The following is a 22,283-nucleotide window of genomic DNA, read 5'->3' as shown; positions in this document are numbered from 1 at the left end:
CGCGGACAGACTCCGGCTCCGCCTGCGCAATCAGCGCGAGGAAGGCACACCTGTTTTATTCCTGACCCGGGCAGCAATGCCCCTCTGCCTGCTCCGACTTTCCAGCAGTTCGTGGGGAGTGTCGCCAACGCAGGAAAGCGGAGGGCGCCGTCAGGCGTTTGCTGGAGTTGCGGCGCGCGGACAGTTAGTCGCGTTTATAGGCGGTTTCGCAACAAGGCAGCATCGAGGCATCGAAAGGCGACCACACAGAAAACGCGACGACCCGCGATACAGGGACAAAGTTTGACGGGTGCTCTTGCGCTGCGGTGAAGCGTCCCAATATGCGAACCCGAAATCCATTCGCCAGCTGTCGAACATGTCAAACAAGAACTACCGTTCCCCGCGTCGTCCGTCTGCCAGTGCGCGTGCAAAATCGCTCTTTCTGCCCATGCCCCGCAAGGAATCCTCGGATCTTGCGCTGCGTGCACGGATTGCGCTCGAGCGTCTGCGCAATGGAGAAGCGGACCGCTCGCTGGTCAATCTCCTGTCGCAGATCATCATCATCACGAGCTTCATCACCCGGGCCGGACACGGGCAGCTCGATATCGCGGACATCGAACGCGTTGAACGTGGCCTCGGAGAGGTACTCAATCAGGCAGACCACACTGGCGTCTGGAATGTGCCTGAATCGTTGACTGACGGTCTCACCGCCGTTGTCAATGAATACGACCGCGCGCTCAGCGTGACCCGAATGGAGATCGTAGTGAGGGCGAGTGATTACCTCGGAAAGCTGGTGGGTAGGGTCGCGCATGACACCCGCACCAACGACAGTCATCTCCAGGTTGCACAATAACGTCGTCAATGCGCCCCGTCGCGCATTCGCACATCAGTCTGCTCATGCGCATTAAAGGCTGTCGATGAACAAGGACGGGCGGACGTGAGAGAGGCTCACGCGAACGTCATACGGTTATTCTGGCATCGGACGGTAACCGGCCCCCATAGACGGGCACCAAAACGCCGGGCTTGCATCACAGGGAAATAGCGTCGCGGGCGGTACAGCCTGCGATGGTCGGCAAAAGCGCGCAAGCGCTTACAACAGAACAACGACAGGTGTATCGCGCGCTACACTGAGTCCATAACCCTGCATAGCCCTGTGCACATTGCATGCGCTCCCGGCAACCACATCTCCGAAAGATAACAGCATGGACATCCGCGTTGCGTACGAACACAGTCTCGCCACGGCGCCGGAGGACCTCATCGTTCAGGTGCCTTCGCAGCTCGTGACCGATATCCCCGCGAACGTGCCGCGCGCGCTGCTGCCGGAGTTCATCGCGAACCTGATCGTCGAACGCTCACCGGCAATCGGAAAGATTCGCAATCTCAGAATTCTCTAGCGGGCTATTTTCAGCGGTGATGCCTGGGTGTCGACAGGCGTTGTGCCCAGCCTCCTGAAAACTCAGAAGAGGCTCTGTTGCCGGATATCGCGCGCGGGAGGCAATGACGGTTTCTGGCGTCGCGCGCCCGTGCGCCGGCGAACAACACGGCGTACATGGGCGATCAGCTCGAAGCTTCCGTTCGCAAAACTGAGCGTGAGCCTGAATTGCGTCAGCCCATCCGGTCCGATACCGGGCTGCACCCGCAGCGACGCACGCATGTCGAGCCGACGGCAACGGTCCACGAGCTGCGCGCGGCTCATCCCCGGCCATGCGAGCGAGATCAGCCGACCCACCGCCGGAGGAATCGACTCGGGTGGACAGTCAACGGGCAACGCGAGAGATACGAGCGCGAATCGGTAAGCCATTGGATTGACGGCGCGCGGCGCTGTGTCCGCACTTCCTCATGTACAAGCATGGCGCCGCTCTCACGTGAGGCGACGCGCGAAGGGACTTGAGTAATCAGTCGTAGCGGGCCGCGAATGCGGCGTAGCCAGCATGTCACTCCGCCAGCTACGACTGGATCGCCCGTTACCGCCGTTGTCCTTTACGCTGCTGCGACTTCAGGCGTGGCAGCAGCCTCAACTGCGGCCGGTGCCTTTCTGGCTGCAACCTTGCGCGGTGCCGAAACCTTTTTCACGGGTGCTGCGGCCTTGCGCCCACGCACACCCTTTGCCGGAGCCGTTGCTGCATCGCCCGCCTTTTTCGTTGCGACTGCCGTCTTCGCCGCCTTTTTAGCCACGACACGTTTTGCGCCCGCCTTCTTCGCAGCAGCCGTCTTCGCAGGCGCTGCCTTGGCGCCGGCAGTCCTGGCCGTTGCCGCAGCTTCAATCAGGAATTTCGAACGGTCCTTGACGTCGCGAATCCAGAGCGGCGCCAGACCACGGCCCGACCACGTCGCGCCCGTTTTCGGATCCGCGTATTTCGGCGCCACGTGATGCACGGCCGCACGCGGGGCTTTTGCTGCCGCCTTTGCCAGCGTCGTCCCAGGTTTGCGACCGCGGCGCTTTGCAACAAAGCCTTCGATGTCAGCGACAGTCAGGCCGTGTTTTTGCATCAGGTCACGGATTTTCGTCAGCCCAACCGACGTCTGTTTTTCAGCGATCGTGGCCGCCTGTTTTTGCAGCTTTGCAATTTTCAAGTTGATTGCGTCCAAAGTAGCCATATTCCAATCCTCCCTGTGAGTTTTTCGACCAGGCGATCCTGAAACTTACCTGGCTTGTTTGCCAGGCACTTCGAAGTTTGGTCTGCCCGGCAGAGCTGACGCCATCGTCAATGGCGGTGATTATGACTTTATCAGTACGCTCGTGCAAACTGAATGCCCAGCGCCCCAGCAGTTCCAGTGTTACTGGACATTAAAACCTGAGTTTGATTCTCCATTTCCCGGACACGTACCCCGCGTTTCGTCGCTCGCGTGACCGATACTCTATTCCGTACACGAACTCATGAGTGAAACACAAGATTACAAACTGTGCGGGAGCTAACCAGGCAGCACCTTCCGGTTGATTTATACTGTCTGAAAAGAAAGCGACCGCCAGTCGCTGCGTTTTCGTGTGCTGTTCCCAACAGAGCGCCGTTCGAGAATACCCTACCCACTTCGCTACCGCAGCATGGCCTGCTGGAGTCGGGTGTTATCCTGGCGGCACGCGGTTTGCAATTACCGGCCCAACAACAGCTTGTTGTGCGGAGAATACCGAATGGATGAAAGAAAGCGCGATAGCATCGTGGCCTATCTGCGCAGACGGATGGCCGAATTTGGAATCAGACCGGAAGACATCGCGACTTCACTTGCGGCAGATCAGGCGCGTTTGCGGGCGGTGCGTTTTCGCGACGCTTCCGGTAATACATGGGATGGCAAGGGCGCTGCGCCGCAATGGATTGTTCAGGCAACCAGCGCCGGGCAGTCTCTTGAGCATTTCGCCATTGATGGAACGCCGAACCGGCACGCAGACAAGGGCACTGGCGCCGACTGGCGCAATGACCCGTTTGCTGGCACCAGACTGGCCACAATCAGGACAGAGGGCATTCCCGCCGCCTGAGGTGATGATCAAGGGTCAGCCAGGATCTGAAGCCAGACCGCCTCTTCCTTGCGCCAGGATCGTGGACGTGCGCGAGTTGCGCCTCGATGCCGATCAGGAATAGTGCTTCCACCATGGGTCAAAAAGCCACGTAGTACGCGACGCGCGCGAGCTGGCCAATGACTGGAAATACACCGACTGGAGCGCGCCTGACGAGCCAATGCGACGGGATCATGGCGAGGGGCAAGACTTCTGGCGCCCCGTCCTTCGCTGGATCTGCCGCACCTGTTTCAGACACGTCCGACTCTGGAGCGCAGCCGGTATCGTCAATCAGTTGCAGCGCGCGATCTGCACCGGCAGGCTCGCGTATGAGCGCGCACGGCGCCGCGACGAAATGATCGTGATATCCGGCTCGTTGATGCTGCTGGCAACCGTGGTGGTTGCAAGGCATGCGCAGAGGATGCGGGCGCCCCTTGACCGCCGGTGGAGCAATGGTGAAGGGATCGGCTACGACGGGTTGTGACGGCGCACTTCGCGTACCTAAATTCTCCGGCGACAGTCCCATGTCGCCGTCAGCCCCGTCAAGACGACTCCGGGCTTGCCGCTAAAAGCGGCTTCAGGAGCCCGGCGTCGCCATGTCGCCTGTCGTTCCGGACGCATCGGTTTTCATCCCGCTCTTCCGCTTGAACCAGTCTCCGAATGACGAGTCATCTAACGCGTATTCCCCGCGGGCCGAACGCCAGACCAGGTCTTTCTTGCGGAGTGCGTCGAGCGCCTTCTGGATGTGAGTCGCGGCGAGAGTCGAGCCCACAATCCGCGAGCAGGCGGTGATGGTCACTTCAGAGAAGGGTTCGAATTGTGGTCCGCCTTCGACAAGCAGGCTGAGCACCGCCTGCTGCGGCCTGCTCAGGTTGTCGTACGCCCTCGAATACTCGTCCCAGATTTCATCCTGCCGTGCGATCGCCCCTCGCGCCAGCCGCTCTCCAAGACTGTGTGCGGCGCCTTCATCCAGGGCGATTTCCGAAATGATTTTCTTCAGGACCTCGGGGCGATGGCCCACCAGCTTGAACGCGTCAAATACGGCATCCGGTTCAAACCGGTTGTCTTCTGCCAGGTGCTGATTGATTCGCCCGGTGTACCAGTCAACGTAGTCGCGACCAAGAAACGGGAAAGGTTGAACAGAACTTCCATAGAACGGCTGCTTCTTCGTGAGCACGAGGTGCAGGAGTTTGTCGCGATGTGAACCCGTGCATACGATGAAAAGTCGCCGGGCACCGTGCGCATCGACGCCGACAGTGTCGCGCGCCGACTTGAGCGAGAACATCAGGTCATCGGCAGAATTGAGTACCTCCTGCGCTTCATCGACGACGAGCATCACCGGCTTGCCGGCTACTTCGGACAGTGTTCTAAGGGCGACCGCGAGTGTCTTGCCGTCGGGTGCGCCGACGTTTCCAAGCCCGAAATCCTCAAGGGTTACGGCCGCGGCACTCATGCCGGACTTCAGGGCAAGTTCGTCGGCAACCCGGCTTTGCTCGATGCGCAGCGCGTTGACCACGGCCGTCGCGACGAGTCGCGTCGGCGGGGTCTGCTGCGACTCCCACAAGTCCACATACACCGGCAGCCATTGCCTCTCGACGGCCTCTGGCATCAGGTCGCGCCGGAGAAAGGTCGTCTTGCCGGTGCGCCGCGGTGCGGCCAGGAACAGGCCCGAACTCGCATCCACAAGTCCGTCGCCCGTCAGTGCGTCGCAGTAGTCTGCGGCCAGCTTCTGTCTGGTGAAATACTGCGACATGGCAATTACCCGAGATTATCCATTGTAGGATAAATTATACCAGTAAAAGATAATTTAGTATAACCCAGAGGACACGCGATCCGACCGGCCTCCCAGCCACAGTCGGCGAGGGATTCTGGCTAGATTCCGCGCGGCGCAATGACGACTCTCAGCGTCTCAAACCGTGTCGCGGTTTTCTCGAGATCCCGTACGAGACCGGCAGGATTCTTGACCCGAAGCTGCGGATCATAGACGAAGCAAACAAGGTGTCGGGCTTCGGGATGTTCTGAATATCGCCTGATGTCAACGAGCAACTCGTCCGCGAGTTTCTTGTCCGTCAGGTTTTCACGCGTCATTTTCGTTTCGACCGCGATGCCCGGGCCGACCAGGACGAAGTCGATGCGACTGTTCTGTGCCGCGACGGACGGAGAAAACTCCTCATCACGGACATCGTCGAAGTCCGCAGCGAGCACGGCCGCAAGGAGGTCCTGGACATCGTACTCGTCGTCAACGGCGATCGTCCGGCGGTTTGCATGACGCCGCGCCAGTCGCCTCGCGACAAGGTGGAAGCGCTGGCAGATCTGCTCAATGCGGGCGACGGCGTTGCTGGCGTTACCCGAACTGGATACGTGTTCAGCCCACGGATAGGCTGCGCCACATTGAGGACAGCGGTTGGGCAACGACCAGTTTGCGACGATGACGCCCGGTGCCCTGGGTTTGCCAGGAATGCGTGCGTTGCAGTGAAGGCAATGACCCAGCAGGGGCTCCCCGCAGATGAGGCATCGTCCGTCCGGGGGAGTTCCGTTGGGGTCGAACTGGTCCGTCCGGACATGGCCGTTACGGCACACATATGTCTGAGTTTCCTGCACCACGGTCATCCGCTGTCGTTACCAGAATCTGGTGATTTTAAAGGACCGTTAATTGCTCTGGCGGGTCATTCACCCCGCGGCCAAACCGTTTCAGAACACGATCAAGCTACCGTCGCTTTCTGGCTCGTGAACGGACGCCATGCGTGGCGACGCACGGATCTGGATGAGCCCCGACGATGTCCCGGGAAGCGCAATTACCGTTAATTATCTGAATGACGATAATTTATACCAAATTCGATAAACAAGGATAGTTCAACAGTTGCCCGCGACCAGCTCACCTGATTGGGGCGCCTCTCCTTAGGCACAAACTTCGCTGCCCGCCCCTTTCCGAGGCGGAATTGTCTCCGCACTGCGCAGACAATTCATCCCGTCCCCGACGCACTCAGCATCGAAATATCTGGGGGAGTGGGTCGTACGTCGACGCCCCGGTGACTTTTCTGGAGAGACCGGTTACGATAACTGTATATTTATACAGTATGTATTGGGGGCACCATGGCGCTGCCGCTACTGAACGTCGAGGCGATACACCCGGATTTGTGGCGAGCCTCACAACTGGCTTCGGCGCACGGCCGCACGGTGACGAGCGGACACGAGGCGCTCGACGCGGAGTTGCCGGGCCACGGCTGGCCGACGGGGGCCCTGACCGAGGTGATCATCCCGCAACCGGGCTGCGGCGAACTGCGTCTGCTTAAAGCTGCACTTGAAGCCGTCGCAACCCGGCCCGTCTTTGTGCTGCAGCCTCCGCATCGGCTGCAGCCGGCAGCGTTCACCTGGTGGGGTGTGGGCGCAGAAAACATCCGCGTGCGATGAGCGAGGCCACAACGGTGCGCGACGTAAACGAGTACGCCATCACGCGAATGCTCTTTCGCGCCTCACCGATCGTATGCAGCACCAGCTGCTCCGCACCGCCATCGGGAGAAAACGCGGATTCGACGGTCGCAGCATGCGCCGGTACGACCATGAGAACGGCGGCCGAAACGAGTGCTGCTGCCGCGGCTGCGATGACAATTTGTTTGTTCATAACGGGGTTCCTATACGGCCAAAGCCCCTCTCCTGTCGGAGCGGGGCCGTTGGCGAAGAGATGAAAAGTGCGTTCAGCAGGACTTGGGATGCTTCGCCGGAAACACCAGCACGCGCCCGTCCTCACAGATGCGGAAGTCGCCCTGTTCGCCCCGGGGGGGCGTGCACGACGATCGTTGGACGGGTAGCCTGCGGCCGTACCGTTGCCGGTGTGCATGCGCCGAGGGACGAGGTGCCCGCTGCCGCGATGAGCAGCATTAAAAAGTTCATCATGGAAGGTTAGAGAGAGAAAAATGAGGAGCCCCCTGCGGGGAAGCTCCCCGCAAGGGTTAAAAGAAAGTCACACCGCCAGGGCTTCGACGTCGATGACGGCATCGGCCTCGAGTACGAGATCGGGCGTCTGCGAGATAAAGAATTCGCGCGCATAGCCTCCCTGACGGAGAACCTCGCGCTTCATCTTCATGAACTGGACTTTCCGCTCAGGATCGAGCGGGCCGTCCGATTCGTCGCTGAACAACGTCTCGTAGGGCTCACCGGCATTGCGTGCGAGATACAGGGCGATGCCGCGTGTCAGGCACTCATTGATCCAGACCTTCTGCCCACCCGACATCACCGACACTGCCTTGGTGCTGTCGTTGTCGGCGTCATGGACAAGGATCTCGAAGCCTTCACGCAGGTCACCGCTCGCAAGCTCGCGCTGCGTACGGATTTCGACGGTGAAGCGCGGTCCGTAGCACGCCAGCAGCAGGTCATTGACCGTCTGCGTGAGTGCGGGGCCCGCATCGTCGATCGTCAGCGCCACGAGGCCATCGTTGCCAAGACCTCGCGTGAGCAGCTTCCAGTGCGCGATCTCATCCGAGAGACGTTCGGCCTGTGCCCGTGTCGCATCGAAGCCCGCCAGTTCCGTCCTCATCGCGTCGCGCTGTGTTTCGCGCGTCGCGTGCTGACGGATCAGGGCTTCAACGCGTGCATCGAGCGCGGTGGTGGCCTCCCGGTTCGCCAGCAGCTGCCTGTCGAGTTCCGCGATTGCAGCCGTGACGTCCTGCGCCGCGAGGCGTGAGGTTTCGCTGTCGATGTCGCGTAGCTGACCCTGCAGGCGCGTCGTCTCCGCCTCCCGGCGTTGAGCGACCTGCGCCGACTGCGCACCCATTTCGGCAAGCTCTGCCTTCACCTGTGCCAGCGCCGTTGCCGCGGCTTCGAGAAGCGGCTTGCGGGCCGCAAGCTCGGTGGTCGACTGCAACGTCCGGCGAGCGGTGGCCAGCGCATCGGTTGCCGAACGAAGCTCGTCACGTTTGTGCGTGAGCTGCGCAACGATGGGGGCAAGCCCCTCGGCAAACGCCTTCTTCGCGCGGTACTGCTCGCGAAGATCGTTCACGGCGATACGCTGCTCTCCAGCCTGCTGCGACGCAGAGCGGGCCTGGGAAAGCAGGGGGCACGTCGAATGCATGGCGTGACCCGCGCATGGCACCTGGCCGACAACCGCGGCCTGCTGCTCAAGCGTCTGAAGCAACTCGGCCTTGGTCCGGCCTCGCGACTGGAGGCTGGTCAGGGCCGCGTTTGCTTCGGTCAGGGCCATGTGCTTCGGCTCAATCGCCGCGACTTCGGTCTGAAGCGCCTGAATGCGCGCCTCTTCCCTCCCGATCGCGAGCCTCGCCTGATCACACTGCGCCTGGGCGCCTTCGATCTGCACACGCTGGGCCAGCGTTGCCTCGTGTGAAACACAGGTTCTCAACAGAGCCGTGTTGCGCTCGTTAAGACGACGGGTCAACTCACCCGCATCCGCGACGACGGCATCGAGTGACGTCTGCACCTCAGCCCGCATTTTCGCCAGCTCACGCAGGCGGGCCTCCGCCGTTGCCGACTCGGCCTGCTTCGCTGCGAGCGTCGCGCGCTGCTGCCCAAGCGTCTGCGCAGTGGCCAGAAGGCCCTCGCGCTCGCGCCGTGCTGCGGCGATCGACTCCGCGTCGGACAGAATGGCCTGCTCAGTCATCGCGAGGGCATCGCGTTTTTGGGCAAGCGCGGCGAGCTCGCGCTGGATGCCGTCCAGTTTCGCGGACAGCACCTTCGCCACTTCCCCAGCCTTCGCCGAGAGCGTACGCAGATGGTCGATATGCAGCAGTTCGGCCAACAACGACTTGATCTCGCCCGTGTTGTACGAGGCAAGCGGCCGCCGGTTCTGCGCCGAGAAAACGCTCGTAAAAAACGATTCGAGCGAGCCGCACACCGATTCGACACAGCGGTCATACGTCTCCGCCTTGCCGTCCGATTTCGTGCCGTCAGGCGCCGAAAACGGCTGCCAGAGGCCGGCCCTGTCGCGCCACGCGAGGAAATACTCCGCCTTGCCTGTCTTGCCCGGCTTGCGAAACGCGAAGGTCGAGCGGTAGCGCACGTTGGCGTGCTCCCACTCCAGGATCTTCTGCGCCTGGGCGCCACACAGATGGTCCCAGTACGAGAAGGCATCCACTGAGAGCTTCGCCGCGCGCGAGGGCATGATGCGGTACGGATGCAGGTTGTCCATCAGCGTGGACTTGCCTGCGCCGTTCGGCCCGGTGAGCGCGATGAGTCCACTGGGCAGCGATTCGAGATCGAGCGTGACGCTTTCGCGTTTCATCCCGTCGCGAACGCCCATGAAGCCCTCGAGAGTCAGGATCAGCGGTCGCATGGCAGTCCCTCCACCAGCGGTACCTCGTGCAGATAGTCGGATGGCAGCCAGGGCACGTCATCGTCATCCGGCAGCGAGGCGGCAATCACCGGATCGGGGACCGCTGCTTTCACCGGGACAGGGGCTGGAGGCTCAATCGTGCCGTCAATTGCGCGTTCGAGTGCCGTGCACGCGGCACGAAACCGCGTGCCTGCCATCGTCAGCAACTGCTCCCAGCTATCACACGCCGTGAGCGCCTTCAGTTCGCGGGGTGACCACTGGCTCGCATAGCCATTACTGTGCGACCAGAGCAGGTTCGTCATTTCGACGTCAGGCGCCACGACGAACTCAATCTCCGTAGCGTCGACGTCCTGAACCATCACGACGAAGCCGTGGCGGACTGCAATGACGGCGCCGCGTGCGGGACCATAGGGTTGATGGAACAGACCGGCCGTGAATCCAGCATGCTTCACGAGAAGCTGCTGGATCTCGCGGGCGGGCGTCGCGGTAGTGAAATGACGGACCCATTCGGGACCGGCGGGGTAAAGACCAAACATGGGCACACTCCAGGGTGATGGACGGAGTGCGCCCCTGCTGGGGATCGCTCCCCGTCAGGGTCAACAAGAAAATGGATGCAGCGGGTGCTGCGCTCGATGCGCCATGGGCGCGGGTGAACCTTGTTCCGGCAGTGCGCTCATCGGGAACGCACTGTCGGGACACGGCAGTGTCCACGCGCGGGCGAGCCGTACTGGCCCCGCCCGCGTTTGTGGCGGCATCAATCAAGCCGCGAAAATCACGCAGCAAAGAGATCGCCGTCAAGCCAGGCCGAGCCGTCCCCGTGCGCATGAGTTGCCTGCACAACGGGTGTGGCGTCGGCCGCCTCGACAGCCTGCGCCTGATTCACGACAAGCGAGAGCGGCGCAACGGACGGCGTCTGATCGAGGCGAGCGAGTACCGCTTCGGCGATCGCACCGGCGTCGCCCGTGTCGAGCAACTGCAGGCGCTCGAGCACAGGTGACGGATTCACGTTCGCCAGCTCGCACCAGCGATCGAGCTTCGCGTCGACGGACGTCTCCAGGCTGATGCCCTGTGCGCGACTGCGCACGACCGGGAGAATCCGGGGCTCGACCTTCAGGCCCCGCGAGTTTGCGAACATCGCCTCGATGGCGGCACGGTCGACCGACTGCCGGTGCTCCTCATCGATCTGCCAGCGAACGCGCACGAACGCATCGGACGTTCCGGCGGCCAGCTGCGCGAGCTGCTCCATGTCGGGCGGACCGTCGAAGTCGATGCAGAGCATGCGACGCGACGGCGTGGGCACCAGATCAGCCGAAGCCGAATCGGCATCCACTTCCCATAGCAGGTAACCCTTCTCGCCCTGCTCGCCGTAGTGAAAGCGGCCGATGGAACCCGGGTAGGCGATGCGGCGGCCGCCCTGCTCCCATGACTGCGACTTGTGGATATGCCCGAGCATGAAGGCCGAGCACTGCGCGTCGAACAGCGCCGAGAGCGAGAACTCATGATCGAATCCCGCCATCGTGACGCCATGCTCCGTTTCGCAGCCGACGACTGTGCCGTGTGAAATGCCCACGGTCGCGATGCCTGCCTCGCGAAATCGCGCGTTGGTACGCCCCGACGCCGCCAGATACGTCGCCAGCACATCGCCAAGATCCGTCGCCGCGGCGAGTGCGCCAACACTCGTTGCAAACTGCCCCTTGTTGACGGTTGGCAGGCAGGTAAACACGGCTTCCGGTTGCATCGCGATCAGCGAGGCCAGTTCGTCCTCGTTGAAGAGCGGCCCGGTCGATGCATGAAAGCGTCCACCGACCAGTGCGACCTGCTGGATGCGACTGGCGACGAAGACCTCATACGTCGATCCCATGAGCCCGAAGATATCGAGCGTCCCGGGCGGCTCATGCGAGAACGTGCCCTGCAGCATGATCACCGGCATGGCGGCCGCCAGACGATGGATCTGCCGTGCAAGCGCGGAAAGCGCAGGCGAGTGGGCATCGAGCCGGTGATCGGTCGAGTCACCTGAAACCACGGCGACGCGTGCGCCGCGCGTGATCGCGTCGTGCACGGCGAAGCCGAAGCAACGGTCCGCCTCGTCCAGACGTTCCGGCGAGTAATGCAGGTCAGAAAACTGTGCGATCTTCAAGATGCACCTCCGTAAACGAAAAATGGCCACCCGTGGGCAGCCTCAATGAACGATGCCGCGTGGAGCGGCGCTACGAATGGGAGCGAGGGTCGAGTACGCCGCGAACGTGCGTGAGCGTCTTGCCGAGCAGGTTCAGTCCGCGCCACTTCAGCGGATTGCCGATCTCAGGGTCGTCCGCTTTCAGTCCGACGCCCCAGATGCAGTCCCATGGACTTGCCTCGACGAGCTCAGTCGGATCTGTTGAGAGCAGCACGTCCTTCAGGCGAGCGTTCTGCGAGAACTTCTCGCGGCAGCCGACGAAGACGATCGACTCGCGCTTCGATTCCCAAATTGCGGATTCAAAGCCGGCGACCTTACGGCCAATCGCCTTCTGCTTGCGAGGGTCGTGCGTTGCGAGGATCGCGGCGGCCGACTGCTCGTCGCCGAAAAGCTTTGCCTTCGAGAACATCATGAACTGGTCGACTGACGAGAACGCATGGCCGCGATAGACAAACCGGCAGCGATGCCAGTTGCTGAGCGCGTCGTCCGCGCCAAAAAACATGGTGTAGTTGCCGATCCTTTGCACCGGACGACTCCTATAGCGAGGAATGGATGGCCGCACGAGGCGGGCGTTTTTCGATGCGCTATTGCGCGGTCGAAAGCGTTTGAGCAAGCCTGCTTGCTGAAACACTCTCGCGTCGCGGTCTGGAAAAGAAGGGACGCCGACCCCGTAAGGGGCCGGCGAGAATCAATCGAAAGCACCACCCACAACAGCTTCGATTTCCCGGTGCAGTGCGTCAGGATCATCGAGCGCAGCAGCCAGACGGACGTTCATGCTGTCAACGTCGTCTAACCGTTGCGACCACCCCCGACCGAATCTGGTCTGCGCGAAGATGCGGAAATCGGTTTGCCGGTTCTCCGCGTTCAGCCCGAGGCGCGCCAGCAGATCGGCCATGCGATCGCGCTTGTCCGCGAGCGTTTCCGGCTCGGTCTCACCGCCCGTTACGTCGGTGGCGTGCTCCGCCCCGGTTGCCCGGAGGGGGTACACCGTCGCCGTTGAGTTCTCGGCTGTGCCTTCGAGCAGCTGCGCGGCCTGCGTTGCAGCAGCAAGCGCCGGGGCATGATCTTCGGCACCGTCGAGCAACGCACTGATGTCGATATCGGCATCGAGCACCGTGAGCATCTGCGCCTGGCGAACTGCCTCGCCCTGCTCGTTGATGCGCGTGATCTCGAACTCGCGCTTCGAGATCCAGAACCGCGTGCCGGTGAGCCGCCCGCGCGCGAGCGCCACGGTCTGCATCGCCGAGTACGCCTTCTGCAGCACGTAGATCGAGTTGGTCGGAAGCTCGATGAGTCCGAGGCCCTTGATCTCTGGCACCGCGAAGATGAAACGCGCCGAGAGGTTGCATTGCCGCGCCTGATACTGCGGACACTGCTGCGGGTTGCACACACCATCGGGAATCGCATCGTCGTGCCGCAGCACCGCGGCGCGGGGTCCGAAGTTGCGCGGCGAGCGCTGCGCCCGTGGGTCACGCTCGGGCTTTGCGTACAGCTTGCAAAAGCGCGTGCCGTCTGCCCCGTACTCGGAGAAGAACTTGCGTCCGTTGGTGCCCCACGTTGCCATCTCGTTCGGGATGTTCGCCATCCAGTCGTTGAATGCGAAGGTGACGGGAAAGCGATAGAGCTTTACGCCATCGCCCCGATCCTCGCCATAGAGACGCAGGATCTCGTCGGCAACGTCTGGATTGGTGAAGTCCGAACGGCGGCACGTGAAGTAAGGCACGTTGCGTGGTGCAAGCGCATTCTTCAATCGGCAGCGCCGCTCGATCTCCTCGCCCACCTTCTCGAACGATTCACCGGAGGCAACCAGTTGCTCGTACAACCTGACGGCCTGCTCGTTTTGCCTCGCGGCAGATGTGAGGACCTTGATGCCGGGACGGATCCGGCCGATGACAGGAGCGCGCGGTAGACGCTCCTCGACGATGCTGCGAACAGGCGCAGCGCCGAGCGCAACGACAGCGTTCATGACGGTTTCCTCGCAAGAAAGAAGATCGCCGAAGTGCGCATCTCGCCGGCTGACTGCGCCAGGTTCGATGCTGCCGTCTCTCCGCGACGGCTGGCGATATGGGAAAGGACAACGCGGCGCTCGCTGTCGGCGAGCATCGCGATCTTTGCGACCTCACAGCGCTCGCGCCAGGCGGGCGATGCGGTGTCGGCTTGTTTGCGCTCGCCTTCGATCGTGCTGCTGATCGTTTCGGCGATGCGCTGGTCAATAGCATTGGGAAGAAGCATGGAAGCGCCTCCGGACAGGGAATGAAAAAACGCAGGACGAAAAAAAACGCGCTCCCCGGTCATGAGGAACGCGTTGGTGAATTCTGGTGAAGATGACCCGCGCGCCACGTCCCTTTCGGGGACGTGGCGCACAGGGAGCCGTGAGGCTCTCAGCGGGGAACGTTAGGTCGTTCCCGGCGCGACATGGTCACGTCGCGCAGACAGCCCATTTCCGAAAACCGTGTTTTCGCCGCAGGATCACGGGTCAGTCCACTTCGATCGCTCTACCCGGAAGGGTCTTGAGAGAGACACCCGAAATCTCCGGGTTCGAACGATGTCGCGGCGCAAAGACATGCGGCCGGCGACGAGTATTACGACTGACGGAAGGGGGAGCAGGTGGCGAGCTGCCCAGCACAAGAAAGATTCCACACCGGTAGCCAACCGGTCGGAGCATGCCCAGGGGCACGACTTGAGGCAGAGGACGGACTCCGGGCTACGGAGTCGAGGTCGATGCGTCAGAAGACGCAGGAAGTAGAGTCAGTATCGCCAAAATTCCGCGTATGTTGCGGCGAAATGGTGGCCGATTTGGGGTAGCTTTTGCCCGCAAACGTCTGAGGAAACGGTAAGAGAATGTCAGGCGAGAGAGACCAAACCCGAAAAACCTCTATGGCCGCCGTTCCAGAAACCGCGCCGCAGCCGGATGCACGATCCGGCAACGTGGCGCAAAGCGGGGTGCCCGACGCACCCGCCGCGCTCGCACTCGTTGCGTCAGCCACGGGCCTCAAGCCCATCGAGCGGCTGACGAGCGACACACGCTACGCGAAGATCATTCCCGACGCGGCGCAGACAACGCTTCTGCGCTACAGCTCGCTGTTCGTGCGCGCCTTCATCCGCTCGGACTACAACTTCTGCGCCACGAAGATTTCGGTCGCGCGCGATGGCAAGCTGCGCGCGCTCGACCAGGCCATGCGCGAGACGGGCGAATGGTTCAGGAAGGCCAACGACTGGATCGAGCAGCTGGGCGCACGCACCCTGCCCCGCCCCTTCGAGACGATCGAACTGGAGGTCAAGCGCCCGCTCGCCGGGCAGCTCGTGCGATGCCTCACGCAGTATGAGCGCCTCTTTGAGCGCGCGTTCTCCGCGCGCGCGGGCCAGGTACTGAGCGACGAACGGTGCACGGCCATGCTCGCGAATGCAGAAAAGAAGCTTAACCGTATCGTGCAGCTCTGCATCCCCGATAACGAAGAGTACGAGCCGGACGGCTCGCGCCGCGAACACTGAGCGCCCCCCTCGTTGAAACTGCCCGGCTTGACTTTCCAGCCGGACGGCTACGCTCGACCGTACATCCTGAAGGAGAAAGCCCATGCAAATCGATCTTCGCGAGATACAGGCGCTACATGCGCGCTATGCCCGCGAGCCCGTCGTGATCGACCTTGAGAACCAGATACGCGCCATGCCCGCGCCGCTGCTGTTGTCGCACGCGCCCACGAGCCGACCGACCGGGCTGCGCCGTGCGTGGAATGCGCGCTGGCAGATTGGACGTGTCTCGCTCACGGTCATCGGCGGCACTGTCGTCTGCGCGGCACTCGGTATGGGCGCTGCCCGGCTGTGGCCGACGCCCCACAGCCGCGCGATCAACACGCCGCCGGTTCCGGCAGCAACGCCCGCCTCCCCACAGTCCGACGCTTCCCTTTCCGCGCCCACGCCATCCGCTACGGCGCAGCCCCTGAACTCTCAGGCGCTCGAAACCAGTCCGCGGGGCACACCCGGCCTTGCCGCCGTCGATCCGTCAGCGCTGATTCAGGACCACGGTAGCTTGCGCGCACCCGGCACCGCGGCTACCCAGCCCGCTGCGACGACCGAGCAGAAGGCGATCGTGTCGCCGATCCGGCAACGCGCAATTACGGGCGCGTCCGCGGCGGCCGTCGCGAACGTGGCTCGCGTCGCCCCCGTCGCCCCCGTCGCAGCCAGCACGCCCCAGGCGGCTTCGGTCGAGCCGACAGCGCACGCGAGCGCCGCGTCGCAAGCGCCGGCGTCCCAGCCCGAGGCGCACAGGCCCGTGCGTCATCTGGTGCACCTACATCTGGTGACACCCAGGGACATGCCGCCCGCAGCCGATGCGCAAAAGTCCGCCGCCGCGCCCGCGCCGCGCAACGGCGACGTTCAACTCTTCTGAAGCAGGCGACCACCATGAAGCCACAAGCCACCCTTAACGTCACGCTGCTCGCCGCCGGCTCCGCCATCGAGGGCAACCTCATTCTCGATCATGGCCTGAGCCTGTTCGGCATCGTGGACGGCAACGTGATCACCAACGACGGGTTGCTGCATATCGGCGCCGGCGGCCTCGTGAAAGGCCAGATCGAAGGCGAGCACGTGCGCGTCGACGGCACGGTCGAGGGCGACGTCCATGCACGCGGCTCACTGGAAATCAACGGACGCGTGAGGGGCAACATCTTTTATTGCGGCACGATCCGGCTCGGCGAGCGGGCCTCGATCGACGGCCAGCTTAAGCGCGTTGCGCGCGAACTCACGATCGAGAGCGAACCGGCGGCGATCGCCGAGACGCCGAACGTCCAGTCATTGCAGCGGCCCGCGACCGCCGCCGCATAACGGATTCAACCACCAACGGAGCAATCAATGAAGAAGTCCCTCACAGCTCTTGCCACCAGCCTCGCACTCAGCACGGCGGCGCACGCCGGGCCGACGGCACGCACCTACACGCTGGACGCCACGTGGACCCGCGACGGGGTGCTGGTTGCCAGTGAGACGTCGATCATCCGGGACGCTCTCGGCAAGACCCAGCCGTTCCTGAGCTCATCCGGCGACAGCATCGGCTATCTCGAGTGCACGAAACTGCCCAACGGGGTGCGGCTCGTTTCGCACCAGAAGTGGGTCGGCCGCATGCTTCAGATCAATGCGACGAAGGACGACGGGGAATCCTTCGATCTGGACGTGACGGCGATTGATACAGTCTCGACCGGCAAGACGAAAACCGGAACCGGGGACTGCGTGAGCGAGGTTGTGAATACGACCGGTCTCGAGGCCCCGGACATCAACGTTCACATGCATGCCGGCAGAACGATTGAAGTGCCGCTGGGCGATCCGCACTACAAGCTGGTGCTCAAACTGGTTGCGGGGTGAAGACCCGGTGGCTGGGAATCAGCGGCCGTTCGCCCAGGTCGTCGGAGCCGCCCGGGTGGCATGAAACGTAACCGTTAAATGGACTATGAACAAATTCTATGATCCCGAAATGGCAGCCCTGATCGGGCACGAGGCGGCGCTCGAGGTGGCGCTCAAAGGCGCGGAGCTGGGCGCTGCGATCGAGTCGTTCAACGCGATCCGACGCGCCAAAGGCTTGCCATCGCTGCAAGAGGAAGACGCGGCATATCTGCAATCGATTCGCGACGACGTTGCGAGGGGCGAGGCCCACTTTCACGATCCGCTGTCGGTTGCGGAGGCTATGGGTTGGCCGATCACCGACGAGCTTCGCGAAGCATCGGAGCGGCTCTATGGGAATCCTCTTTCATGAAGTCGTAATATGGCCAGGGGACGATCCATCGTCTCTTTTCTTCACGCGTCCCATCTGTGTCCGCCTTCGGGCGGATTTTTTTATAACGCCACGAAGGCAACGAACTGTATGCCGCTGACGGGCGGGTCCGGTCGGCCGGATTGGACGGCTTTGTTTATCGCGCATCGACGGCGCGGGAAAAAATGATTGCGGACCTTCGGCGCTGAACATGGCTCGCAATTGCCAGCACGGAAACAGTGAGTTTCCTGCCGGCCGGTTCACGCGATGTGAGGACGTGCGTAGACTTCGTCTTGTGCTGTTTGCAATGAACGGCCGCGTCTCTCTCCCCATCTGCCCCGCTCCCCCGCGGGGATTTTTTTGGCGATCGTTTGGCGCCTTCCCGAAATAAAGCGGGACGGTGACCTTCCCGGGCTGCAACTCGGTCGAAGCCCTCAGGCTTCCGGCACCTGTGACTCATGGATGAACCGCGTCGGCGGATTCTTGCGGACCGACGAGATGGTCAGCGTCTCCCGGGCGCGCGTCATGGCCACGTAAAAAAGGCGCCGCTCTTCGGATTCGGGGCTTTTCTGGTCCGGCACAACGTTTTCCTCGGCGCGCGTGATCCACACGTGGTCCCACTCCAGGCCCTTCGAACTGTGCATGGTGGTCAGGACCAGCGCATCCGGTGCAGGCTCGTTGTTGGTGCGCTTCAGGAACTCGATCCGTTCGCTGAACGAGCCATTGAGCCGCGAAATCACGTCGTAGGTGGCGACGATCGCGCGCTCGGCAGCCTCCTTGCGCACGTATGTCATCATCCACTCGCGCACGCCCTCGAGCGCGAGCGAGTAGAACTGCCGCTCGCACAGCGCCTGCCATTCGGCAAGACGCTTCATGAAGCCGCGATAGGCCGTGGCGGTATCCTCGGTCAGGCCGAGCGCCACCAGTTCCTTCTTCTGTTTCTGCGCGAGCGTCGCGCCCATCGCGTTGTGCAGCGCCGTCAGGTCGCGCGTGCTCATCCCCGCATATCCGAGCACGGCATCAAGCCCGTTGAGCTTCACGCGCTGCACGATCTGCAGGAGGTTGCACATCAGCGCACCCTCGGGCTGGTCGAGCACCGATCGGCCGGAGGCGCGGTAGTACTTCACGCCGTACGAGCGGCACACGGACTCAATGGCGTCCAGCACGCGGTTCGTACGCGAGAGAATTGCGCAGGACTGCCCCGAACGGAGTCGTGGCTGGAATGCCTCGACGGCTGCCGCCGCGTCCTCGTACTCGTCGTTGAACCGGCGCGCGAGCACGACACCGCCTGCGCCCTTCTCGGCATGGAGAACCTTGGGGATGCGGTCGGTGTTGTGCTGGATCAGCCGGTCGGCGACTGTGAGGATCTCGGCGCGGCACCGGTAGTTGCTACCCAGAACGACGCGCTGCGCTTCGAATTTCGAGGCGAACCCCTCCATGCCGCGGAAGCCCATCGCCGCCCGAAAGCCGTAGATGCTCTGGTCATCGTCGCCGACGACCGTCACGCAGGCCCCTGCGGCCGCATGCAGTTCGACCCAGCGGTATTGCAAAGGGTCGGTGTCCTGGAACTCGTCAACGAGCAGATGGGTGAACGCGTATGGTTCTATGTCACCGGACTCCATGCCCGCGATCGACAGGCGCAGCATGTCCTGGAAATCGATCTTGCCGTTTCGCGCGAGTGCCTCCTGATAGGCCTCGTACAGAATCGCCTCGGGCGACCCCTCGATGGCATGCGTAACGCCGGTCTTTAGCTGCTCGATCACCGGCACGGCCTCCTCGACCTTCCAGTTCAGGCCCGTCTCGGCCAGGGCGCGCATGAGCAGGCCCGTGCGGTCGCCGTCGGAAGCGATGTCCTGACGCTTGCCGCCCTGGCGGCCGATCTGCCGGAAGCCGAGCGAGTGGAAAGTGCCCGCAATGAGCCGCGTTTTCGCGGCGGCACCCGCGAGCTTGAGAATGCGCTCGCGTAGCTCGACGGCGGCATCCTTGCTGAACGTGACCGCGCCCACCAACGAACGCGGCTCCTGAAGCAGCGCCGCAGCCTTCGTGGCGATCGTCTTCGTTTTGCCGGCGCCCGGGCAGGCGACGGCCAGGCAGTGCTGGCGCGACTGCGCGACCTCGCGCTGCTGGGGGTTCAGGCCGTCGAGCATGACGCGCCGCTCAAAGGCCGCGAACGGCCGTCATCAGGCGCAGGTGGGTCATGTAACCCCGCACGCCGACCGGCTGGAACTTGCGCAGGAAGCGGCCGGTTTCCTCGTCGATGTCTGACTGGTCACGCGCGCTGTTCCAGACGAGAAAATCGAAGTGATCCATCACCCGGTCAAAGCGCATGATGATCGACAGCAGTCGCATTGCGAAGCGCGAGTACGCTTCGACCGTGATATCAAGCGAAGGCTTGGTGACGGTGGGCTTGAACACGATATCGCCTCGGGCCGTCATCTCGCGTTCGGTGCGCTCACGAAATGCCTCGGCCACCTGGAACTGCTCGTCGACGTAGGCCTCGAGCGCGTCGAGCTGCTTGTCGAACCACGCGTTGACGGTTTCCTTGTCCTCCTCCCCGAACGTCGCACGGCCAAAGCGCTGCATATTCAGGCTCATGCGGTTCAGGTACGGCCACCATTGCTCGAAAAGCGGGCGAAGCCGCGTGTGATTCAGGCGAACCTGCGCGGGAACAATGGCGGCGCCAGAAAGTTGCTTGTCGAGCAGCTGCCGGCCGATTTCGCGACGGCGAAGCACGATGGCCCTGCGTTCAGCCGGGGGCAGGTCACGGAAGAAGCGGCGCGTGCGCTCGACCTGCTCGCGCTTCTCGTTGGCTTCGGTCTCGCTGATCATGCCTTCGCGCTGCAGCGTCGCGGCGTCGCTCTCCATCTGCTGGAGTTCGTTCTCCAGTTCGGCATCGTCTGCGCCGTCAGTCAGCTGGCGCGCATCCGCGCCGTTGGCCGCACTGGCTGCCTCGCCCTCGCCCGCCGCAGCCGGGCGGGTTGCCGGTGCGCCCGCCACCGTGGCGGCTGCCGCATGATCGATCGTCACATCTTCGTTGATGGTGCTCATGTCTGGGTCCCGTATCAGTTGCACGCGCACCAGCGCGCGGCACCTACCTATTGTTGCGGGACGCCAGCGGCGCACAGGGGCGAAACGCAGGCAATTCGGGGGGCTTTCAGGACGACGCGGGTTCAGCAGAGACGCAGCGCACGGTGTCGTGCAGGCGCCTGCACGTAAAAAGGCAGAAAGCTCACAAAAATCGTGAGCTTTCCGGGGTAGGGACGAAGGAGCGGATCGACGCTTCAGGCTGAAGAGTTCACGATCCATATGAGCAACGGCAGGAGGACGGCCAACAGCGTCCAGCATTGCGCAATGAGCGGTACCGGCAGCAGCAGCACGACAAAGGCACTGCCGAGCAGCATGAGTAACGCATGCATGGCCAGATGGAAGGAGAGCGGACTCGCCATGCCGGCGGCGGCCGCCCGGATCTTGCGCCGAACCGCCCCATCGATTGCGGCAGCCATGCCCAGCACCACAATTCCTGCAAGCCAGACGTGCATCACCAGCGCGCGATAGAGCGCGCGGTACACCAGCAACCAGAACTGGCGTGCCCAGTCCCGCGCAAAACCGCCCATGCCGTCGGCGTCCAGATCGTCATGGCTGCGCGCACTCATTGTCGCGCGCACGGCCCCCGAGTCCACAAACCAGCGCCGGAAAAGCACGTTAGCGGAGTCAACCGCCTCGCCTGCGCGCGCATCGCCCAGCGTATCGACGACCGACTGCGATTCGAGATCGCTGATCTCGAAGAGTGCCCGGTCCGGCACGACCGGTAGCACAACGGCGGCCAGCAGCGGCAGAACAAAAAACCACCATTTGACGTGACGTGCGAAGCGGCTGCTAGCCATTCAGCCACTCCACTACGGACACGAGCAGGTAGGCGGGGAACGCGATGAGACCTGCCAGCCCGAACCAGAACCGCACGGGGTTGCGTACGATCACCACCGCGAGTCCATACGCGCGGGCGGCTCGTCCGCGTGCAAATTCGCGCGGCGCAGGCGCGGCCAGATCGTCCTGGGCGCGCACCGTCGAGAGCACGCGCGCAGCGTCGGCCGCATCAAGCCCCGACAGTTTCGCTATCAGGGTAGCTGTGAGCGACATCGTAGTCCTCGAAGTAAAGCCGGAATCCCTCACCGGTGAGCGCGCGCGCTGCAAGCTGGAACGCGGCCGTCTTGTGCGTGATGCGCTCGGGACAGGCCTCGTGGACCATGGCGGCGGCGCCCTCAGGGAATCGAGCCTCGAAGCCCGTCACCGGTTCGAGCATCGGACACCACACGTGCACGCGCTCGCCGTCAGTCACCACGTAACGCCGGGCATAGAGCAGATACGAGCGGCGGAACAGGCCCTGCATGAACGCGACATGCGGCTCGCCCGTCTTGCGCACGCGCTTGTAGGCCGCGATACCCTCTTCCAGCATCTCGCACATGAGCGGCCTGGACTCGCCGACGAAGCGCTCGCCGATGAAGTCCGCCAGCCGCGAACAGGCGAGTTCGAGCTCGGGCGCGAGCGTGAACACCGGCACAAGATGCGACGAGAGCTTGTGTTCGCGAATGATTTTTTTGAACAAGGTGGAAGTCATGCC

At 62.9% G+C, this 22,283-nt stretch carries 25 protein-coding genes and 1 pseudogene; 10 read left to right on the top strand and 16 right to left on the bottom strand.

The window, feature by feature from the left end; translation table 11 throughout:
- Nucleotides 1-355 precede the first annotated feature (355 nt).
- Together P5W98_RS34305 and P5W98_RS34300 are read left to right on the top strand one after the other, a co-directional pair.
- Nucleotides 356-832, top strand: coding sequence for a hypothetical protein (locus P5W98_RS34305; RefSeq protein WP_421028974.1), 477 nt, complete (start codon nt 356-358; stop codon nt 830-832).
- A gap of 349 nt (nt 833-1,181) precedes the next feature.
- Nucleotides 1,182-1,373: a hypothetical protein gene (locus P5W98_RS34300; RefSeq protein ID WP_421028973.1), complete on the top strand. Its 192-nt coding sequence runs from the start codon at nt 1,182-1,184 to the stop codon at nt 1,371-1,373.
- A gap of 62 nt (nt 1,374-1,435) precedes the next feature.
- Here P5W98_RS34300 and P5W98_RS34295 read toward each other — a convergent pair whose 3' ends face one another.
- Nucleotides 1,436-1,675, bottom strand: a complete 240-nt coding sequence (locus P5W98_RS34295) for a hypothetical protein (protein WP_421028972.1) — start codon at nt 1,673-1,675, stop codon at nt 1,436-1,438.
- A gap of 284 nt (nt 1,676-1,959) precedes the next feature.
- The gene (locus P5W98_RS34290) at nt 1,960-2,577 is read right to left on the bottom strand and encodes an H-NS histone family protein (RefSeq protein ID WP_421028971.1); all 618 of its coding nucleotides are present in this window, start codon (nt 2,575-2,577) and stop codon (nt 1,960-1,962) included.
- Nucleotides 2,578-3,109: 532 nt separating this feature from the next.
- On the opposite strand from P5W98_RS34290, the gene P5W98_RS34285 reads away from it, so the two are divergent.
- Both P5W98_RS34285 and P5W98_RS34280 read left to right on the top strand, forming a co-directional pair.
- A complete protein-coding gene (locus P5W98_RS34285; protein ID WP_421028970.1) occupies nt 3,110-3,451 on the top strand; it encodes an H-NS family nucleoid-associated regulatory protein in 342 nt (113 codons plus the stop codon).
- A 199-nt stretch (nt 3,452-3,650) separates the two neighbouring features.
- Nucleotides 3,651-3,953 (top strand): hypothetical protein, encoded by a 303-nt coding sequence (locus tag P5W98_RS34280; RefSeq protein ID WP_421028969.1) that lies wholly within the window; start codon nt 3,651-3,653, stop codon nt 3,951-3,953.
- Nucleotides 3,954-4,046: 93 nt separating this feature from the next.
- On the opposite strand, the gene P5W98_RS34275 is transcribed toward P5W98_RS34280, so the two are convergent.
- On the bottom strand, nt 4,047-5,222 hold the full coding sequence (locus P5W98_RS34275; RefSeq protein WP_421028968.1) for a hypothetical protein: 1,176 nt from the start codon (nt 5,220-5,222) through the stop codon (nt 4,047-4,049).
- A 119-nt stretch (nt 5,223-5,341) separates the two neighbouring features.
- A complete protein-coding gene (locus tag P5W98_RS34270; RefSeq protein WP_421028967.1) occupies nt 5,342-6,079 on the bottom strand; it encodes a DUF2321 domain-containing protein in 738 nt (245 codons plus the stop codon).
- Nucleotides 6,080-6,562: 483 nt separating this feature from the next.
- Between P5W98_RS34270 and P5W98_RS34265 the strand changes: the two genes are divergently transcribed.
- A complete protein-coding gene (locus P5W98_RS34265; protein WP_421028966.1) occupies nt 6,563-6,880 on the top strand; it encodes a hypothetical protein in 318 nt (105 codons plus the stop codon).
- Here the strand turns inward: P5W98_RS34265 and P5W98_RS34260 are convergent.
- From P5W98_RS34260 to P5W98_RS34230, 7 genes and pseudogenes are all read right to left on the bottom strand, one after another.
- Nucleotides 6,873-7,031 (bottom strand): annotated as a pseudogene (locus P5W98_RS34260) (phospholipase D family protein); the annotation flags it as partial. The gene P5W98_RS34265 and the pseudogene P5W98_RS34260 sit on opposite strands and share 8 nt — an antisense overlap.
- Nucleotides 7,032-7,430: 399 nt before the next feature.
- Nucleotides 7,431-9,752, bottom strand: a complete 2,322-nt coding sequence (locus P5W98_RS34255; protein ID WP_421028965.1) for an SMC family ATPase — start codon at nt 9,750-9,752, stop codon at nt 7,431-7,433.
- On the bottom strand, nt 9,740-10,288 hold the full coding sequence (locus P5W98_RS34250; protein WP_342964300.1) for a hypothetical protein: 549 nt from the start codon (nt 10,286-10,288) through the stop codon (nt 9,740-9,742). Before P5W98_RS34250 ends, P5W98_RS34255 begins: the two co-directional genes overlap by 13 nt.
- A 236-nt stretch (nt 10,289-10,524) precedes the next feature.
- Nucleotides 10,525-11,889, bottom strand: a complete 1,365-nt coding sequence (locus P5W98_RS34245; protein WP_421028964.1) for a metallophosphoesterase family protein — start codon at nt 11,887-11,889, stop codon at nt 10,525-10,527.
- 70 nt (nt 11,890-11,959) lie between these two features.
- A complete protein-coding gene (locus P5W98_RS34240; RefSeq protein WP_421028963.1) occupies nt 11,960-12,454 on the bottom strand; it encodes an NADAR family protein in 495 nt (164 codons plus the stop codon).
- A gap of 162 nt (nt 12,455-12,616) precedes the next feature.
- Entirely contained in the window at nt 12,617-13,894 is a 1,278-nt protein-coding gene (locus P5W98_RS34235; RefSeq protein ID WP_421028962.1) for a hypothetical protein, read from the bottom strand.
- Nucleotides 13,891-14,223, bottom strand: a complete 333-nt coding sequence (locus tag P5W98_RS34230; RefSeq protein ID WP_421028961.1) for a DUF7696 family protein — start codon at nt 14,221-14,223, stop codon at nt 13,891-13,893. The genes P5W98_RS34235 and P5W98_RS34230 overlap by 4 nt, the downstream gene beginning before the upstream one ends.
- 582 nt (nt 14,224-14,805) lie before the next feature.
- On the opposite strand from P5W98_RS34230, the gene P5W98_RS34225 reads away from it, so the two are divergent.
- From P5W98_RS34225 to P5W98_RS34205, 5 genes are all read left to right on the top strand, one after another.
- Nucleotides 14,806-15,420: a DUF1845 domain-containing protein gene (locus tag P5W98_RS34225; protein WP_421028960.1), complete on the top strand. Its 615-nt coding sequence runs from the start codon at nt 14,806-14,808 to the stop codon at nt 15,418-15,420.
- 82 nt (nt 15,421-15,502) lie between these two features.
- The gene (locus P5W98_RS34220; protein WP_421028959.1) at nt 15,503-16,315 is read left to right on the top strand and encodes a hypothetical protein; all 813 of its coding nucleotides are present in this window, start codon (nt 15,503-15,505) and stop codon (nt 16,313-16,315) included.
- A 14-nt stretch (nt 16,316-16,329) separates the two neighbouring features.
- Complete coding sequence (locus P5W98_RS34215) at nt 16,330-16,749, top strand: bactofilin family protein (protein WP_421028958.1); 420 nt, start codon at nt 16,330-16,332, stop codon at nt 16,747-16,749.
- Nucleotides 16,750-16,776: 27 nt separating this feature from the next.
- A complete protein-coding gene (locus P5W98_RS34210; RefSeq protein ID WP_421028957.1) occupies nt 16,777-17,280 on the top strand; it encodes a hypothetical protein in 504 nt (167 codons plus the stop codon).
- Nucleotides 17,281-17,389: 109 nt separating this feature from the next.
- Complete coding sequence (locus tag P5W98_RS34205) at nt 17,390-17,668, top strand: hypothetical protein (protein ID WP_154671453.1); 279 nt, start codon at nt 17,390-17,392, stop codon at nt 17,666-17,668.
- Nucleotides 17,669-18,099: 431 nt separating this feature from the next.
- Here the strand turns inward: P5W98_RS34205 and P5W98_RS34200 are convergent, their stop codons facing one another.
- The 5 genes from P5W98_RS34200 to P5W98_RS34180 form a co-directional block, all read right to left on the bottom strand.
- A complete protein-coding gene (locus tag P5W98_RS34200; RefSeq protein ID WP_421028956.1) occupies nt 18,100-19,812 on the bottom strand; it encodes an ATP-dependent helicase in 1,713 nt (570 codons plus the stop codon).
- Nucleotides 19,813-19,822: 10 nt separating this feature from the next.
- Entirely contained in the window at nt 19,823-20,713 is an 891-nt protein-coding gene (locus P5W98_RS34195) for an ATPase (protein WP_342964308.1), read from the bottom strand.
- A gap of 233 nt (nt 20,714-20,946) precedes the next feature.
- The gene (locus P5W98_RS34190; RefSeq protein WP_421028955.1) at nt 20,947-21,549 is read right to left on the bottom strand and encodes a DUF4400 domain-containing protein; all 603 of its coding nucleotides are present in this window, start codon (nt 21,547-21,549) and stop codon (nt 20,947-20,949) included.
- A complete protein-coding gene (locus P5W98_RS34185; RefSeq protein WP_028214833.1) occupies nt 21,542-21,802 on the bottom strand; it encodes a hypothetical protein in 261 nt (86 codons plus the stop codon). The genes P5W98_RS34190 and P5W98_RS34185 overlap by 8 nt, the downstream gene beginning before the upstream one ends.
- Entirely contained in the window at nt 21,759-22,280 is a 522-nt protein-coding gene (locus tag P5W98_RS34180) for a hypothetical protein (RefSeq protein ID WP_421028954.1), read from the bottom strand. Before P5W98_RS34180 ends, P5W98_RS34185 begins: the two co-directional genes overlap by 44 nt.
- Nucleotides 22,281-22,283 lie beyond the last annotated feature (3 nt).

It is taken from the genome of Paraburkholderia sp. A1BS-2L (assembly GCF_051125205.1).
GTDB lineage: Bacteria > Pseudomonadota > Gammaproteobacteria > Burkholderiales > Burkholderiaceae > Paraburkholderia.
Note: the sequence above shows the minus strand (reverse complement) of the source record. Positions and strands in the feature narration are given on the sequence as shown.

Bases quoted from the DNA above. Each gene is read 5' to 3' on its own strand.
- P5W98_RS34300 (WP_421028973.1), top strand. From the start codon at position 1,182: ATGGACATCCGCGTTGCGTACGAACACAGTCTCGCCACGGCGCCGGAG.
- P5W98_RS34210 (WP_421028957.1), top strand. From the start codon at position 16,777: ATGAAGAAGTCCCTCACAGCTCTTGCCACCAGCCTCGCACTCAGCACG.
- P5W98_RS34290 (WP_421028971.1), bottom strand. From the start codon at position 2,577: ATGGCTACTTTGGACGCAATCAACTTGAAAATTGCAAAGCTGCAAAAA.
- P5W98_RS34220 (WP_421028959.1), top strand. From the start codon at position 15,503: ATGCAAATCGATCTTCGCGAGATACAGGCGCTACATGCGCGCTATGCC.
- P5W98_RS34215 (WP_421028958.1), top strand. From the start codon at position 16,330: ATGAAGCCACAAGCCACCCTTAACGTCACGCTGCTCGCCGCCGGCTCC.
- P5W98_RS34255 (WP_421028965.1), bottom strand. From the start codon at position 9,752: ATGCGACCGCTGATCCTGACTCTCGAGGGCTTCATGGGCGTTCGCGAC.
- P5W98_RS34280 (WP_421028969.1), top strand. From the start codon at position 3,651: ATGCGACGGGATCATGGCGAGGGGCAAGACTTCTGGCGCCCCGTCCTT.
- P5W98_RS34185 (WP_028214833.1), bottom strand. From the start codon at position 21,802: ATGTCGCTCACAGCTACCCTGATAGCGAAACTGTCGGGGCTTGATGCG.
- P5W98_RS34295 (WP_421028972.1), bottom strand. From the start codon at position 1,675: ATGAGCCGCGCGCAGCTCGTGGACCGTTGCCGTCGGCTCGACATGCGT.
- P5W98_RS34230 (WP_421028961.1), bottom strand. From the start codon at position 14,223: ATGACCGGGGAGCGCGTTTTTTTTCGTCCTGCGTTTTTTCATTCCCTG.
- P5W98_RS34270 (WP_421028967.1), bottom strand. From the start codon at position 6,079: ATGACCGTGGTGCAGGAAACTCAGACATATGTGTGCCGTAACGGCCAT.
- P5W98_RS34205 (WP_154671453.1), top strand. From the start codon at position 17,390: ATGGCAGCCCTGATCGGGCACGAGGCGGCGCTCGAGGTGGCGCTCAAA.
- P5W98_RS34235 (WP_421028962.1), bottom strand. From the start codon at position 13,894: ATGAACGCTGTCGTTGCGCTCGGCGCTGCGCCTGTTCGCAGCATCGTC.
- P5W98_RS34200 (WP_421028956.1), bottom strand. From the start codon at position 19,812: ATGCTCGACGGCCTGAACCCCCAGCAGCGCGAGGTCGCGCAGTCGCGC.
- P5W98_RS34305 (WP_421028974.1), top strand. From the start codon at position 356: ATGTCAAACAAGAACTACCGTTCCCCGCGTCGTCCGTCTGCCAGTGCG.
- P5W98_RS34225 (WP_421028960.1), top strand. From the start codon at position 14,806: ATGGCCGCCGTTCCAGAAACCGCGCCGCAGCCGGATGCACGATCCGGC.
- P5W98_RS34285 (WP_421028970.1), top strand. From the start codon at position 3,110: ATGGATGAAAGAAAGCGCGATAGCATCGTGGCCTATCTGCGCAGACGG.
- P5W98_RS34250 (WP_342964300.1), bottom strand. From the start codon at position 10,288: ATGTTTGGTCTTTACCCCGCCGGTCCCGAATGGGTCCGTCATTTCACT.
- P5W98_RS34190 (WP_421028955.1), bottom strand. From the start codon at position 21,549: ATGGCTAGCAGCCGCTTCGCACGTCACGTCAAATGGTGGTTTTTTGTT.
- P5W98_RS34195 (WP_342964308.1), bottom strand. From the start codon at position 20,713: ATGAGCACCATCAACGAAGATGTGACGATCGATCATGCGGCAGCCGCC.
- P5W98_RS34180 (WP_421028954.1), bottom strand. From the start codon at position 22,280: ATGACTTCCACCTTGTTCAAAAAAATCATTCGCGAACACAAGCTCTCG.
- P5W98_RS34265 (WP_421028966.1), top strand. From the start codon at position 6,563: ATGGCGCTGCCGCTACTGAACGTCGAGGCGATACACCCGGATTTGTGG.
- P5W98_RS34275 (WP_421028968.1), bottom strand. From the start codon at position 5,222: ATGTCGCAGTATTTCACCAGACAGAAGCTGGCCGCAGACTACTGCGAC.